Raw genomic sequence first — 16,168 nt, forward strand, 5'->3', positions numbered from 1 at the left:
TCGCGGCGCAAAGCGTTCAGGCGCGGTCGGCAGTTCGGGCTTCGGCCCGAAGCTCAGGCGCGCCCGCCCAGCCGAAAGACGAGCAAGCGCCCTTCGTTGTTGATCGCAAGATTCCTGGTAGCCACGGAGGCACCCTGAATCAGACGCTCCCAGGCGATATCTACCGCAGCGTCGAGCAGTCGGCTGGAATCGTGATCCTGGGAAGCGTTGAAAATGGAGTTTTCCCAGGCGATGCCTCCTCCCGGCACGCGGCGGGCAAAGCGCTCCATGTGATCCTTCGCAGTCATGACAGAGGGGGGTGAGTGATGACTGCAGGCCTTACAAGCCGTGTGCCGCCGCAAAACAGCCCCAAACGCACGCCCAGGGGCCCTGAAGCCCTGACCGACCCGGCAAAATCTGCCGGTCACCGCCTCCAGAACGAGGGTGCGAAGATGATCAGCATGGTGAAAATCTCCAGACGACCAGCCACCATCAGGAAGGAAAGCACCCACTTCCCTGCGGCGGGTATGTGCGCGTAGTTCTCTGCAGGCCCGAGCGTTCCAAACGCCGGCCCGACATTGCCCACGCTGGACAGGGCGCCTCCGAATGCAGTCAGGATATCCGCGCCGACGACCGTCATCGCGAGCGTGCCAAGGCCGATAAGCGCAAAGTAGAGCACAATGAAGCTCAGGACATTGCGCATCACTTCCTGCGGCACCACACGGTCATTCAGCCGCACATTGAGAACTGCCTGCGGGTGCACGAGCTGCTTCACTTCCTTGAAGGAGTTCTTGAACAGCAGTACATGCCGCACCACCTTCACTCCGCCTCCGGTCGAGCCGGCCATGCCCCCGACGAAAAACAGCACGAACAGCACGCCGATAGCCACCGGGGGCCACAGTTCGTAGTCCGCCGTGGCGAAGCCGGTCGTCGTGACGATGGCGGTGGACTGGAACGCACCAAACCGCAGGGCTTCCGTGAAGTCGGCATATCCCTGGCTGACTCCGCCCCCCGGCATCGCCAGGCGAACAGGGTCCCAAAGCGCCAGAGCAGTCACAACCGAAGCGACCAGCACGATTAGCGTGTAGACGCGGAATTCCGTGTCACGGAACACCGTGATGGCCTGCCCGCGCAGCAGCCGAAAGTGCAGGGCAAAGTTGACGCCCGCCACATACATGAACAGCGTGATCACCCAGTCCACGTAGGCTGATGAAAAGTGGCCCACAGAAGCGTTTCGGGTAGAGAAGCCGCCAGTCGCCATGGTCGCGAAAGCATGGTTCACGGCCTCGAACAATCCCAGCGCGGGGGCGAGAACCGCCACCTGAACCGCCGTGATGCCCACATAAATCAGCCACAATCGCCGGGCCGTCTCGCGCACTCGCGGAGTGAGCTTGTCGGCCGTCGGTCCGGGCACTTCAGCCTTGAAGAGCTGCATGCTACCCACGCCCAGGATCGGCAAAATGGCCAGCGTCAGCACAATGATGCCCATACCTCCCAGCCAGTGGGTCAGGCTGCGCCAGAACAGAAAGGCGTTGGGAAGCGATTCGATATCCGGATTTCCGCCCCCGCCCAGAATCGTCGCGCCTGTGGTCGTAAACCCGGAGACGGTCTCGAAAAAGGCATCCGTAAACGAAGCGGTCACCCCTCCCAGCAGGAGCGGAACGGCACCGGCCAGCGAGATCACAATCCAGGCAAGCGCGACAATGGCGAAGCCCTCCCGAATGCGAATCGCGTCCCCTTCGCCGCGGCCCCATCGCAACCACACGCCACCGCCTACTCCCATGGCTCCGAGCGCCGTCACGAGGAACGGCCACCAGGCCTCCTCCCCGTAAAAGGCCGCAACGCCGACGGGCGCCAGCATCGCAACTCCGGCAAACCCGACCAGGGCAGCCAGCGTGCCCAGCACAGCGCGCAGGTTGAGTACCATCAGGGCCGCGAGAAGAAGGACTCGACTTCTGCAAGCGCCGATTGACGCGCAAACACGAAGGCACGGTCACCCGCCGCAATGCGGGTCGAGCCCGTGGCGATTTCTACCGACTTGCCGTGATGCACACCCGCTACCAACATGTCTTTCGGCAGCGTCAACTCCTCCAGAGGGGCGCGCGTCACGGCTGACCGGGGCTGGGCTTCGATCTCCAGGATCTCGGCATCCAGCCCAGGCACCGACGCCACGCTCATGACATGCTGTCCTCGCAGGCTGCTGATGACCTCGCGGGATACCGTCAGCTTCATATTGACGGCTGAATCAAGACCAATCGACTGGCTGATGGGGATGTAGGCCGGCTTCGACAGGAGCGCGACCGTCTTGCGCACGCCCAGGTGTTTGGCCAGCAGACACGACACCAGGTTGGATTCCTCATCGTCCGTAAGTGCCACGACGGCGTCCATGTCCGGCATGCCCTCCATGACAAGCAGGTCGATGTCCGTGGGGGCGCCATGGATCACCAGTACCCCTCCCAGCAGCTCGGAGAGGTTTTGTGCCCGCTTTCGGTCCTCCTCCACCAGTTTGATCTGCCGATATCGCCCTGCCGACAATCGCTGGGCAACGCGCGCAGCCACCTGCGAGCCACCGATAATCATGATGTGTTCGATCCGGTGGTCCTTCTTGCCCATCACCTCGAGCACATGCGGTACGTGCTTCGGCTGCGCCGCCACAAAGACCACGTCGTTCTTGCGCAGCGTGTCTGCCGGACCCGGCAGAATGGTGCGAATGCCGCGGGTGATGGCCATCACGCCGATGTGTGGTGACGGATGCTCCTGCTGGAGCTGCTCGAGCGTGTAGCCCAGCACCGGAGAGTCCTCATCGAGCCGCAGCCCGACCAGATGCAGCTTGCCTTCGGCGAGCGTCACCACATCGGAAGCCCCCGCCCGGCGAATCAGGCGCTCCACTTCGGCTGCGGCGGCCTCCTCAGGGTGGATGACCGTGTCGATGCCGAAGTCCTCGTTGCTCAGCACCGACTCCTGGTGAGACAACTCTCCTGACCGCACGCGGGCGATGGTCGAGCGCGTGCCCAGCCGACTTGCCAGCATGCAGGCGACAATGTTCACCTCGTCGATCGTGGTGACTGCAATCAGCAGCTCCGCCGACGGCGCACCAGCCCTCTTGAGAATGTCCGCAGACGTGCCATTTCCGGTCACGGTCATCACGTCCAGCTTCTCGCGAACGACCGCCAGGGCGTCATCGTCCTTGTCGATGACCACCACGTCGTGCTCCTCCATCGCCAGCAGCCGGGCTACGTCGAATCCTACTTCGCCGGCACCGACGACAATTGCGCGCATGGGGATGGAGATGGGGACCTGAGTCGGTCCGCAAAATACGGCTAGTCGCTCTGCCCGGTATGGGAAAGCAGTGGGAATCGCGCCCAGAACACGGACCCCTCTCCCTCTTTGGTGTCGAATCCGATGCGGCCTCGAAGCTCCTCCACCGTGTTCTTGGCGATGGCCAGGCCCAGGCCGGTTCCACTTGTCTTGGTGGAAAAGGACGGGTTGAAGATCCGGTCCCGCAGCTCCTCCGGCACGCCCGAACCGTTGTCCGAGACCTCCCCCACTGCGACCTCGAGTTGCAGGTCCGTGTCGAATTCCCGCCGCGTGCAGACTTCGATGTGACCCGGCCGGTCGCCGTCGAGTGCCTCCAGCGCGTTCTTGATAAAGTTGATGTACAGGCGCCGCACGGCCTCGTGATCCGCCTCGATGAGCAGTGCCTCCTCCGTCAGACGCAGTTCGATCTGCACGGATGCATGCTCCTGCATCAGGGTGACGGCCTCGCGCACGATGTCGTTCAGATCCTCCCGCTCCGGCTTCTGAAGCGGCATGCGCGCAAAGCTCGAGAACTCGTCTGCAATGCGCGCGAGGCTGTCCATCTGCTCGATCAGTGTCTTGGTGATGCGGTCCAGAGTGTCCCGAAACGCCGAGCCTCCTCCGTCCCGATCGAACGCCCGCCTCAGGTGCTGCACAGACAGACGCATCGGCGTCAGCGGATTCTTGATCTCGTGCGCGACCTGCTGTGCCATCTCGCGCCACGCCAGCTGCCGCTCCTGGTGCGCGAGCAGGCGCCGGCTGTCCGCCAGCTGGTCCTGCATCGTATTGAAGGTGCCCACCAGATCTGCGATTTCGTCGCGGGATTTCAGGGGGCCGATGCGCTCGAACCGACCCTCCGCCACGCGTTGCAGGCCACGCTGGAGCCGGGCCACAGGCCGGGCCAGCGTGTCCGCAACAATCGAAGCGGTGACCATAACCACGATCATCAGCAGGAGGAGCGCACCGAAGAGGTACGCCGCGGTACGCGCGCGTTCCTCTTCGATGCGCTCCTGCTCGGGCAGGGTCGGCACAGACACGACGTACCGGGGCACGCCCTGCTCGTCGGGCAGGGCGCGGTACCCGGCCGTGTAGACAAAACGGCCCAGCCGCTCTTCCACCGACGCGAACCGGAAACCGGACACAAAGAGGTTCTCGTACGCCTCGATGGGGATGCGCGAAGAGATCAGCCGGTCGCGGACCAGCTGTGGGCGACTCGTCGATTCCAGCTCGACGCCGAGATACACGTTCAGGTCCAGGCCCACCTGGGCCGCCAGGGAGTCGACGTCCAGCCGTTCCAGCACCCGGTACGGCATCTCGTTCGGTCCAGCGCGCAGGGCCAACGTGTTCTCGACTCGGTCCAGGTGCTGCCGCAGCCAGCTTTCGACGGCCCGGTCGGTTTCGCCCGTGACCACACGCAGGCCTACCCAGCCCATCGCCACAACGACGACAAGGCCCACCGCAAAGAATGCATTCACCACCTTGTCGCGGAAACGCACCTTGCTTGCCGGCAGCTCACCCCGCCGCAGACGTGTCAGCGCCCCTGCCAGATACAGCGGAATGCCCAGCAGCAGTCCGGCGACCGTGAGGCGCAACAGGTAGTAGAGCCGGTCAAACAGGTTGACCGCCGAACGGCGTACGGCGATTACGGAGCGGTCGAACACGCCGGATCCGGAGGTTACTCCCGCTGTCCTCCCCACGCGGGTATATAGCGTCAGGTAGCTCCGGTCGCGGATGGTTTCCGAGGCCCAGAACTGCTCGCGCACCTGCATGCGGTCCGCGATGGCCTGGTCCAGAAAACTTCGCCCGAAGGCCGAACCAAAGCTGCGAACGAGCACGTCCTCCCGGAACTCCGCAATCGACAGATCCGGGTACAGGCTGCCGTAGTACCCGGCAGGCACCAGGACCCTTGGAAACGGGGTGTTGCCGGAGGGCAGGTGCTCGTGCTGGGAGGCCCGAACCAGCGCCCATCCACCAGCACTGGTCGGCCCGATTCCGATATAGTCGAAGCGGTCCAGCTCCACCGCGCTGGTGATCTTTTCGATGGTGACGCCGGATTCCGACTTGTCGGAGCGAATCCCGCGTAACAGGTCCAGATCCTCCTGGTCCTGTTGGATCGCGCGTGCGACGGCGGTTGGGGTGCGCGCGGCCGAACTCCGGGCAACCAGCTCATCGTCCGGACCAAATACGGTTACCGAGACCTCATAGGTGCCCAGTGAGGCGAGCAACGACCCGCGAAGGCCGGCTTCCAGGCGGCCGGGTGCCTCAAGGTTTTCCATGGCCCCGAGGCCGGTAACCACCTGGGAGATGGCCAGCAGAACCCGGGGATCCCGCTCCTCCACAAACGAGACTGCGGCGTCTTGCATGCGCAGTCTCTCCTTGGCATCGACGCCACGGTCTACCAGGGGATAGAGGACCATGGCCAGCAGCACCACAAACAGCAGGATGCTGCGCAGGTAGAACCCGGCTGCCGGCCACCGTACGCTGTAGGGCAGCGTCAGGGCAGCCAGGAAGGAGAGCACTGTAAACAGTAGCAGGGCCGTCCATTCGGCCGGGCTGATGGCCACCGGCCCAAGTCCAAGGAGGACCCCCATGCCGAGCATGCCCAGTCCAGCGCCCCCGAGCGCCAACAGGGTGTCGCGACGGCGCAGGCCCTCCAACTCCCGGACGACCGGCAGCCACACGGAGCCGATCCCGATGGAGATCAGCGCCGCCGCCAGCGTGAGCAACAAGAGTGCGCCAAACACAACGGCAACCAGCCGGTCCGGCAGGAGACCCGATCGGGCGAAATAGTCCAGCGTCGAGTCCATGACCAGGGCGCGCACCGTTCCGGCCAAAACCGCAAACAGTAGTGCGGCGCCCACGCCAAACTGAATGCCTGCACGAAATGCCCCCGGCCGTGACCGAGCCACCCGGGCACAGCGCACCGAATTGCGCAGAATCAGCACCGCCGCAACGAGGGCGGCAAGCGCAGTCAGCACGAGGTCTCCGGTTGTGGAGAACAGCCCCCACCCCCACCCGGATGCCAGGTGTACCGGATCGAACAGCGGAGAGAGCGGGTCCTTGCCGGTCTGGTAGCGCCCGGGGACCCGGATGAGCAACCACACCAGCCGGACGGCCAGAACCAGAGCAACGATTCCCAGCGAGCGTTGCCAGCCGGGGCGCAATCGAGGCAGCACCACCTGCCCCGTTCGCAGCGCAGCCAGGAACGCCAACAGGCTCAGCCAGAGAGCCGCCACATGATCGTATCGCAAGCGGGTGGAGCGTATCAACTCCTCCTGGGAGGGCGGAATCGCGGCCACCGAGATCAACGCGGTGCCGTCCGTGTCGGAAATCACTGTTCGGCCAGGGGCCGCCGCGGCACTGTAGTCGACCTGCATCGTCAGGCCGGTCTTCCTCCGCCAGTCGTCCGCAAGCGAGACGTCGCTGAGGTATTCATTGCGCACCGGCATGCGAACCCGCACCAGCTCCATCACGCGCACGGCCCCTACGGCCCGACCACTCTCCAGGACCGGATGCCACGCCACAAGCGCAGCGCGACGATCTCCGTCCAACGCCATGCGCACCTGGGGCTCGCTCAGGAATGACGGATCCTGCGGCGCCGAATCCATCGGCATGGATACGCCGTGCCACGCCCGCAGGCGCGGCGCCGGATCGTAGATCTCGATGGAAATGAGCTCGGGCGTGGAGGCATCCGCCATGAGCTGCACCAGCTCGGAGACCGCCGCCTCCTCGTCGTCGCCAAGCCGGGCCAGGGCGCGAGACAGTTCGGGATTCGACGCCTCGGAGCGCGCTCGTCTGGTGAGCCGGTCGATGCGGTTCTGGAAGTCTGCAGAGGCGTCGGAGAGGGCGGCCTGCACCAGTTCGTCCTGCTGCCTGGGAAGCGCGTCGTCAACCAGCCCGCCTCCCATCTGCCGGAGCAGGAGGGTGCCCGCAAGCAGCAACGCCAGGGCCACGAGCAGCCAGTTCCAGGACCGCGTACTCATGAATCCGGGGCGTCGAGCACGACGATCTCGCGAACCACCCAGCTGCCGTCGCGCAGCGCACGCAGTCGCAGATAGACCCTGAGTGGCGAGCGACCGCCCAGCCGGTAGTAATCGCCGGCGGCAAACCAGCCGGTCTCCGTGGACACCGACTCCCCGATCTCCAGACGCTGCGGCGGATGCTGCCGAAAGAAATCCGACAGCACGTAGGCCGCCTGGGCACGACTGAACAGCCGGGCCGCCCCGAACAGGCCTACCTCGATACGCCCCTCACCCAGCGCCAGAAGCGACTCAACATCCGCTGCGTCCACGGATGAGCGTACCTGCTCCACCAGAGAATCCGGCACCTGGCCGGAGGCCGTTGGCGCCATCGCCCAAACAAGAAGGCCCAAAAACAGCATGCGCAGCATGAGGCTGGCGGCGGCAAGAACCGATCCATCGGCCGTCAGGCATCGTGGATCACGGCGGCCGTGCTGCATTGTGGACATGAAGGCGTCAGAAGGAGACAATGGTGACGCCCGCCCCTCCCTGGTCGATGGGCGCCTCGTCAAACGTAACGTCCCGACGTGCTTCAAGGTAGTCGTGAATCGAGGCGCGCAGCGCGCCCGTGCCCTTGCCATGCAGAATCTCCGCCCGCTCCAGTCCGGCAGACAGGCCCTCGTCCACAAATCGCTCCACTTCAGCCACAGCCTCGAGTGCTCGCTTTCCACGAACGTCAATGCGCAGCCGTGCTGCCGACGGTTCGAGCCTGGCTTTGACGAGCACCTTCTGTGCTGCCTTCCCGCCGACCTTCACAAGACGGGCGAGCTTTACGCGGCTGTGGGCCGGACCAATTGCCACCACGGCCTCGGAATCCTTGATCTCAAGTACTTCCCCGACCGGACCGTCCCTTCCCACGCGCACCTGATCTCCAAGACCGATGGGCCCCTGCCTCGCAGGTGCCTTCTCGCGCTTCCTGGACTGCTTGCGACGTGAGCTCTTGCGCTGCGCCTTGCCCACCTTCTCCCGCGTGGCGTCCAGACGCTGACGGGCCTTTCGCACGGTCTCGGGATTGGCCTGGGACTCACGGATCTCCCGGATGGCACGCTCGACCTCCGCATTGACGCCGCCTAGAAGGTCCTCGGCCTCCCCGAGCGCCTTCTCCCTGATATCGTCGCGCGCACCGGTCAGTGCCTCCAGCCGATCCTCGAGGGTCCTGCGCCGATCGGCGGCCTTGCGGGCCTCAATGACTTGCCGGTCCACCTGCTCCTGGAGCTGCCGATTCCGTTCTTCCAGGTCGGCGAGCAACCGCTCGAAGGAAACATGGTCGCTGCCCAGCAGCTCCCGGCTGCGCCCGACAAGCGTCGCCGGCAGCCCCATGCGATCCGCAATCTCGAAGGCATACGAGGCCCCAGGCAGGCCGGGCTCGAACTCATAGGTCGGGCGCAGTGATGCCTCGTCAAAGCGCATCATGGCGTTCACAGCACCCTCGGTCTCATGGGCAAAGCGCTTGAGTGCGGCATGATGCGTGGTCACCACTACCCGCGCGCCGACGTCATGCAGAAGTTCGAGCGTCGCCTGGGCCAGCGCCGAGCCCTCCTGGGGATCCGTGCCCGTCCCGGCCTCATCGATGAGCACCAGCGTGCGCGCGTCCGCCTGTTCGACCATCACCCGGGTGCGCGCCAGTCGGGACGAGAACGTGGACAGGTCATCCTCTACCGACTGCTCGTCCCCGATATCGGCAAGCAGGCGATCAAATCGGTCCAGGCGGGAGCCCGCTTCGACGGGTATCGGGACTCCGCAGGACAGCATCAACGCAAACAGGCCCACCGTCTTCATGGCAACAGACTTGCCGCCTGCGTTGGGGCCCGAGATGACCAGCATGGAGGCACCCGAATGCAGATCCAGGCTCAAGGGCACCACATCGCGGGCGTCGTCCCTGGCCAGGAGCATCAATTCGGCATTGCGCGCCGTCACCAGTCGAATGACCCCATCGTCCGCACGCTCCGGAACGCGGGCATCCAGGGCGTGCGCCAGCAGAGCCTTGGCTCTTCGCGCGTCATAGTGCGCCAGCAGCTCCACATTCCGGGCGATGTCGTCTGAGTGAGCCCGAACCATGTCAGATACCAGTGTCAGGAGACGGACCACCTCCCTGCGCTCGGCGGCCTCCAGTTCGCGCACCTCGTTGTTGAGTTCGACGGACTCGGCCGGTTCTACGAAGGCCGTCTGGCCCGTGGCGGATACGTCGTGAACGATGCCGCCAAGTTGACGCTTCGCCTCCGCGCGCACCGGAATCACCATGCGGCCGCCACGCAATGTGGGTTGATCCTCGGTGGCCCACCCTTCGCCCGTCGCCTTGCGGAGCGCATCCATCAGCGAGCGCCGCACATGGGACTGTGCCGTGCGCATGCGGCGTCGGATGTCACGCAACTCCCTGGAGGCGGAGTCCTTGACGGACCCGTCCGCCTCGATGAGGTCCTCGATGGCGGTCCGCAGGTCGTCCAGCGGCGCGAACCGCGCTCCTTCTGATCGCAGCGCGCGCGGGGCCGATTCCCTTACCAGGACGCGGGCCACATCCGTGGTCGCGACGCACACGCGACGGACCTCCAGCAGGCCGTCCGGATCGAGGAAGGCTCCGCGCGGGCGCACCGAGGCCAGCAGGTCGTCGACGGGATCGAACAAGGCTTCCGGCAACAGATCGCCGGCCTGGAGCAGGCCCTGAAGACCGGAAACCTGGTCCAGCTCAGCTGTGGCCACGTCGAACGGAAGGGGCTCAAGTCCTTCCAGTACCGAGCGGCCCACATCACTCGCAGCACGTTTCAGCAGGTGCTTGCGAATGACATCGAAGCCGAGGCGCTCACCGATATGCGATGGATACAGGTCCATCGCGCCCAAACGTTAGCCGATCGTGGAGTGATCCCCCACATTTGCCGAGCCGGAGAAGCCCCGGACCTCGGCGTTCTGGCCGACCAGGCTATCGTCCAGGCGGGCGTGTTCCACAACCGCATTGGCAAACAGGATGGAGTTCGTCACCACCGAATCCCGAACCACGGCACCGGCCTCCACGGACACGTTCGGCCCCACCACGGAGTTTTCGACACGGGCCCCCTCCGCGAGGAACACCGGCTCGATTACGGTGGAATTCAGCGCCTCGCCACCGCCCGGCTTCTCTTTCTCGTAGTCGAGCACGAACCGGGTGGTGTCCTTCAGAGCCGGGATGGTTCCGCAGTCCAGCCACTCGGTAACGTTGGCCGTGCGAAACAGGTCACCCTGCTTGAGCATCCAGTCAAAGGCGTCAGTCAGGTAGTACTCGCCGCCTTTGCCGTGAATCTTGTTCTCGAACAGGTAATCGATGCCCTGCTTCATGCGGGCCAGGTCCTTCACGTAGTAGATGCCGATGAGGGCCTCATTGGAAATGATCGTATCGGGCTTCTCCACGAACTCGACCACCCGATCTCCCTCCCGCACGGCCACGCCAAATCTGCGGGGGTCGTCGACATGCTTGACCCACGCCACGACATCGGCCTCGTCGAGACTCACTCCGGGCTCCATGTAGAACAGCGTGTCTGCGAACACGACGATCCCTTCTCCTTCAAGCGCGTCACCGGCCACTCCGACGGCATGCGCCGTGCCCAGCGGCGGATCCTGCACGGCGAACGAGGCAGTCATGCCGTGTCGTTCGCAGATTCCGGTGAGGGTGTCTCGGACCGCATCGCCAAAATCAGGGCCGAGAATGAACACTCCGGAGTCGAGCGGACGCGGCAACACGGCATTGAACGTATCGACAATGCGCTCCACCATGCTGGTGCCCCGAACGTTGAGCAGGGGCTTCGGCGTGACGTGGGAGTGAGGCCGCACGCGCGTACCGCGACCGGCCATGGGAATAATGAGCTTCATGCGTCAGAACTACTGCTGAGGCGGCAAAATAGATCGGGGCCTTGCGACACGTGGGAACTTTGGGTCAAACCTCCTATCGTGTCGGCCAACCCGATCGATTGTCCATGGACCCCCGCAAACGCTCCCAATTTCTACGGTCGATGAGCCCGACCGAAATCGACACCTGGCACGAGACCCGGATTCGGGACCTCTGGCGGGTCTTCCGGATCATGGGCGAGTTTGTGGACGGGTTTGAGAAGCTGTCGGAGGTCGGGCCGTGCGTATCCATCTTCGGCTCTGCCCGCACCAAGCCCGACCATCCGGAATATCAGCAGGCCGTTGACCTGGCCAAGGAACTGGTCCGCCGCGGTTTCGGAGTCATCACGGGCGGCGGTCCCGGCATCATGGAGGCCGGCAACAAGGGCGCGAACGAGGCCGGAGGCGTGTCGGTGGGCCTCAACATCGTGATCCCCCATGAGCAGTCGGGCAACATCTACGTTGACTCCGACAAGAGCATCGATTTCGACTTCTTCTTCGTGCGCAAGGTGATGTTCGTCAAGTATGCGATGGGCTTCATCGTGATGCCGGGCGGTTTCGGGACGCTCGACGAACTTTTCGAAGCGCTCACCCTGATCCAGACGCAGAAGTCGACGCGATTCCCGGTGGTACTGGTCGGCAGCTCATACTGGGGCGGCCTGGTGGACTGGCTGCACGAGACCATGCTGGCCGACGGGAAGATCTCCCCGGGCGACCCGGATCTGTTCCACGTGACGGACAGTGTGTCCGAAGCAGTGGACATTGTGGAGCGGTTTTACCGCGAACATTCCATGGTTCCGAATTTCTGACCACCGAAATGGGAAACCGGCGCACTCCTTGCGTGTCCACCTTGTACGGGTGACCGTTCGCTTCCGGAACCACGCGTTTCGGAGTCGCGTAATGACACGCTCTGCAGCAAGTGCGCTGCATAAGTGACTGGCTTTCCTACGCATGGTTAGTCCGGCAGGTGGAACCCACCCGGTCACTGAGCCCGTCATCCCCCCGACTGCAATCAAACCAACATCTACCGTTATGACCGGCACTAGCACCCTGAGGATGCTGACGCTGCTCCTGCTGGCCGTAATCCTGGCCGTTCCCGCTACCGCGCAGGACTACAAAGAGGCTTACAACGCAGGCCTCGTCGCTGCTGAGGCGAAGAACTACACCGAAGCGCTGAAGAAATTTACCGAGGCAGCTTCAGGTGCCCGGGCTGAGGGGGACTCCGATGTGGAATCCCGCGCCAACCGCATCATCGGACAGATCGAATACTCGTTTGGTGTTCGTCAGACCCGCGCGGAAAATTTCGACGCTGCACTGGCCCACTTCGAGAACGGCATTACGCGCCACCCCACGTACGCCAAGAACTTCCTTGGCAAAGCGCTCGCTCTGAAAAAAATGGAGCGCATTGACGATGCGATGGCCGCCTTTACCCAGGCCGTCGAAGTTGGCAACGCCAACGCGGATCGGGCGACTGCCCGCAAGGCCGAGAGTGCCGTGCGCGAGCATTTTGTCTATGTCGCATCCACAGCGCTGAGCCGGAACGCCAATGGTGCCACATCTGCCGATGCGGATGAAGCCATCGCCGCCCTGGATCAGGTTGCGCAGTACGTCGAGCCTGACGCCGACGTGCTCTATTACCGAGCCGTCGCTCTGCACGCCAAAGGCCAGACGGCCGATGCCGTGGCAGCCGCGGACCAGGCGCTGGAACTGCACCGCGGTTCTCGCACCGACAAGGCCAAGATCTATTTCGTGAAAGGTGAGGCGCTGATGCGTGCCGGCGACGCCGACGGCGCTCGCGCCGCCTTCCAGAGCGCCGCCGTGGGCAGCTACCGCGCTTCGGCCGAGCACTTCCTTGAAGTTCTCGGGACCAACTAAGCGCGACGCGTTCATCGCGTAGATTTGAGGCCCGCACCCGTTTGGGGTGCGGGCCTTTTTTTGTCCCTCAGGTTTCTACACCATGCGTCACATAGATCCCAGCGCATCGCTCGCAGACGGAGTTTCCACAGGAATCGGCACCATCGTCTCGTCGGGTGTGCGCATCGGCCAGGGCACCCGGATCGGCCACCTGTGCGTTATTCATGACGGAGTAAGCATCGGCGAGGGTTGTGAGATCGGCGATCAGGTGGTTCTCCACCCCGGCACCACCATTGGAGATGCCGTCCGGATCGACGAACACAGCAGTGTCGGCAAACAGCCCATGCGGGCGCCGAACTCCGCCGTCACGAAGGATCGTCAACTCGCGCCCGCACAGATCGGCGACCGCTGCCTGATTGGGGCAAACGTGGTGGTATATGCCGGCTGTGTGCTGGGCGAAAAGGTGCTGGTCGCCGACCTGGCCACGGTACGCGAGGATGTCACGGTGGGCAGCTTTACCATTGTCGGCCGCGGCGTGGCCATCGAGAACCACTGCGCCATCGGCAACTATGTCAAGCTCGAGACCAACGTCTACATCACGGCCTATTCCACGGTGGAGGATCGTGTGTTCGTAGCGCCCGGCACGCTGACCTCGAATGACAATTACATGGGCCGCACCGAGGAGCGCTTCAGGCACTTCAAGGGGGTGCACATCAAGCGTGGTGGCCGACTTGGTGTTGGCAGCGTGATTCTGCCGGGCAAGACCATCGAAAAGGATGCGGTGGTCGCTGCCGGAGCGCTTCTGACACGCGATGCCGAACAGGCTCAGATGTACGCCGGCCTGCCAGCTCGCCGCTTCCGAGCCGTACCCGACGACCAGCTGCTCGACAACCAGGGCTGGGACTGAACACCCCCCGCCGCCCCGCGTTCGCCCCCCACCAATCATTCGGGAGCACACACTTTGAAGACTGACGCGACCTCCGTGCCGGCCAACCTCACGATGGTTGACCTTGCCAGCCAGTATGCCCACATCCGCGACGAAGTCAACGCGGAGATCCAGGCCGTACTGGACAATACCGCTTTCATTCGCGGCCCGGTCGTCGGCGAGTTCGAATGCAAACTCGCGGGCTACCTGGGAATCCCCTACGTGCACGGCGTGGCCAACGGCACAGACGCTCTCCAGGTGGCCATGATGGCGCTGGACATCGGTCCGGGCGATGAGGTCATCACCACGGCCTTCACGTTCATCGCGACGGCCGAGGCGGCAGCGTTGCTCGGCGCGGTGCCGGTGTTTGCCGATATCAACCCCGAGACGTTCAACATCGACGCGGCATCCATCGAGTCGCTGATTACCGAGCGCACCAAAGCCATCGTTCCGGTGCACCTCTTCGGCCAGCCGGCTGACATGGATGCCATCATGGACGTAGCCAACCGGCATGGCATCCCCGTGATTGAGGACAATGCCCAGGCCATCGGCGCGCACTATAAGGGCACGCGAGTCGGAGCCCTCGGTGCCTGCGGCACCACCAGCTTCTTTCCTTCCAAGAATCTCGGCTGCTACGGCGACGGCGGTGCGGTGACCACGGCGGACGAAGCGCTCTATCAGCGCATGAAGCTCATCGCCAATCACGGCTCCGCAAAGAAATACCACAACGAAGTGGTCGGTATCAACTCGCGCTTGGACGCCATGCAGGCCGCCGTGCTGAAGGTGAAGCTCAAGCACCTCGACGCCTACAGCGCTGCCCGAGTGGCCGCCGCGGACCGGTACGATGCGCTCCTTGCCGACAATCCGGCCGTGGTGACGCCCTTCCGTGCGGAAGACCGGGACCACGTCTTTCACCAGTACACGCTACGCGTTCGGGGAGGGCGCCGTGACGCGCTGGCCGTGCATCTGAAGGAGCGGGGTGTACCGCACGCGACCTACTACCCCATCCCGCTCCAACGTCTGGAGGTGTTTGCCGGAGGGGGCTGCCGCACGGGCGATATGACGCATACGAACCAGGCCGCGGCAGAGGTGATCAGTCTTCCGATGCACACTGAACTCACCGAAGAGCAGCAGGCCTACGTCGCCGCCGCCGTGAACGACTTCCTGCTCGAGGTGCACGCCTGATGCAGCGGGTCGGCCTTGCGCAGGTAGGCATCGGGTACTGGGGCAAAAACCTGCTCCGCAACTTCGCGGCTATTCCGGGGGTGGACCTCGTGATGGCCTGTGACCAGCGGCAGGACGTGCTGGACCGGGTGGCGGACTCCCATCCGGGCACGCAGACCACGTCGATCTACGATGACCTGCTTTCCAGCGACGATGTCGATGCGGTGGTTATCGCCACCGAGACCCCGCAGCACGCCCCCCTGGCCAAGCTGGCGCTGGCAGCGGGCAAGCACGTGTTCGTGGAGAAGCCGATGGCGCAGACCACGGACAATGCCCGCGAACTCGTGCGCCTGTCCGAGGAAAAGGATCTACGCCTGATGGTCGGGCACCTCCTCCTCTACCACCCCGCGTTCCGATACGTGGAGGACCTGGCGCAGTCGGGCGAACTCGGAGACGTTTACTACCTGTATTCCCAGCGGGTGAACCTGGGCATCATCCGGCAGAACGAAAACGCGTTCGAAAGCCTGGCCCCGCATGACCTGTCGGTGGCGCTGCAGCTCATGGACGCGAAGCCGGTCGGCGTCTCCGCCAGCGGCCAGGCCTATCTGCAGCCGGGCGTTCAGGACGTCGTGTTTGCCACGGTGCACTTCGAGGGAGGCAAGATGGCCCACCTGCACACCTCCTGGCTCGACCCGCACAAGACGCGCAAGGTCACAGTGGTGGGCAGCCGCAAGATGGCCGTCATCGACGACGTGGCGACCTCCGAGAAGGTGCGCCTGTACGACAAGGGCGTGGACATCGCCGAAGCCGGCTACGCCGATTACACGCAGGCGATGACCCTGCGAAGCGGCGACATCCACATCCCCAAGATCACCATGGCCGAGCCACTGCGGCTGGAGTGCGAGCACTTCATCGACTGCGTGCGCACCGGCGAGACGCCACGCTCGGACGGACGAAACGGACTCGCTGTCGTGGAGATGATGGATGCTGCCGCGCGTTCCCTGGCGGCAGGCGGTGTGCGGGCAGACTTGCCCTGACCACGCTCAGCGGCGCGCGGCCGCCTCAGGGCCCATCGCCC

12 protein-coding genes are annotated in these 16,168 nt (G+C 64.2%); 5 read left to right on the forward strand and 7 right to left on the reverse strand.

Going from position 1 to position 16,168, the window contains the following annotated elements; translation table 11 throughout:
- Positions 1-53: 53 nt before the first annotated feature.
- The 7 genes from JJ896_13765 to JJ896_13795 all read right to left on the reverse strand — a co-directional run bounded on the left by JJ896_13765 (position 54) and on the right by JJ896_13795 (position 11,132).
- The gene (locus JJ896_13765; GenBank protein ID MBO6780716.1) at positions 54-287 is read right to left on the reverse strand and encodes a hypothetical protein; all 234 of its coding nucleotides are present in this window, start codon (positions 285-287) and stop codon (positions 54-56) included.
- A 116-nt stretch (positions 288-403) separates the two neighbouring features.
- A complete protein-coding gene (locus tag JJ896_13770; protein ID MBO6780717.1) occupies positions 404-1,906 on the reverse strand; it encodes a potassium transporter in 1,503 nt (500 codons plus the stop codon).
- Positions 1,906-3,258, reverse strand: a complete 1,353-nt coding sequence (gene trkA / locus JJ896_13775; protein ID MBO6780718.1) for a Trk system potassium transporter TrkA — start codon at positions 3,256-3,258, stop codon at positions 1,906-1,908. The genes JJ896_13770 and trkA overlap by 1 nt, the downstream gene beginning before the upstream one ends.
- A 41-nt stretch (positions 3,259-3,299) precedes the next feature.
- Entirely contained in the window at positions 3,300-7,259 is a 3,960-nt protein-coding gene (locus tag JJ896_13780) for a HAMP domain-containing protein (protein MBO6780719.1), read from the reverse strand.
- Entirely contained in the window at positions 7,256-7,744 is a 489-nt protein-coding gene (locus JJ896_13785) for a DUF4783 domain-containing protein (GenBank protein MBO6780720.1), read from the reverse strand. Before JJ896_13785 ends, JJ896_13780 begins: the two co-directional genes overlap by 4 nt.
- A 7-nt stretch (positions 7,745-7,751) precedes the next feature.
- Positions 7,752-10,121 (reverse strand): Smr/MutS family protein, encoded by a 2,370-nt coding sequence (locus tag JJ896_13790; protein ID MBO6780721.1) that lies wholly within the window; start codon positions 10,119-10,121, stop codon positions 7,752-7,754.
- 12 nt (positions 10,122-10,133) lie between these two features.
- A complete protein-coding gene (locus JJ896_13795; protein MBO6780722.1) occupies positions 10,134-11,132 on the reverse strand; it encodes a hypothetical protein in 999 nt (332 codons plus the stop codon).
- Between the two features lie 104 nt (positions 11,133-11,236).
- Between JJ896_13795 and JJ896_13800 the strand changes: the two genes are divergently transcribed.
- From JJ896_13800 to JJ896_13820, 5 genes are all read left to right on the forward strand, one after another.
- Entirely contained in the window at positions 11,237-11,956 is a 720-nt protein-coding gene (locus tag JJ896_13800; GenBank protein MBO6780723.1) for a TIGR00730 family Rossman fold protein, read from the forward strand.
- Between the two features lie 223 nt (positions 11,957-12,179).
- Positions 12,180-13,022: a tetratricopeptide repeat protein gene (locus JJ896_13805; GenBank protein MBO6780724.1), complete on the forward strand. Its 843-nt coding sequence runs from the start codon at positions 12,180-12,182 to the stop codon at positions 13,020-13,022.
- A gap of 82 nt (positions 13,023-13,104) precedes the next feature.
- Complete coding sequence (locus tag JJ896_13810; protein ID MBO6780725.1) at positions 13,105-13,908, forward strand: hypothetical protein; 804 nt, start codon at positions 13,105-13,107, stop codon at positions 13,906-13,908.
- 54 nt (positions 13,909-13,962) lie between these two features.
- Positions 13,963-15,111 (forward strand): DegT/DnrJ/EryC1/StrS family aminotransferase, encoded by a 1,149-nt coding sequence (locus tag JJ896_13815; protein ID MBO6780726.1) that lies wholly within the window; start codon positions 13,963-13,965, stop codon positions 15,109-15,111.
- Complete coding sequence (locus tag JJ896_13820) at positions 15,111-16,127, forward strand: Gfo/Idh/MocA family oxidoreductase (protein ID MBO6780727.1); 1,017 nt, start codon at positions 15,111-15,113, stop codon at positions 16,125-16,127. The genes JJ896_13815 and JJ896_13820 overlap by 1 nt, the downstream gene beginning before the upstream one ends.
- Positions 16,128-16,168 lie beyond the last annotated feature (41 nt).

It is taken from the genome of Rhodothermales bacterium (genome assembly GCA_017643395.1).
In the GTDB taxonomy this organism is placed as follows: Bacteria; Bacteroidota; Rhodothermia; order Rhodothermales; family UBA10348; genus JABDJZ01.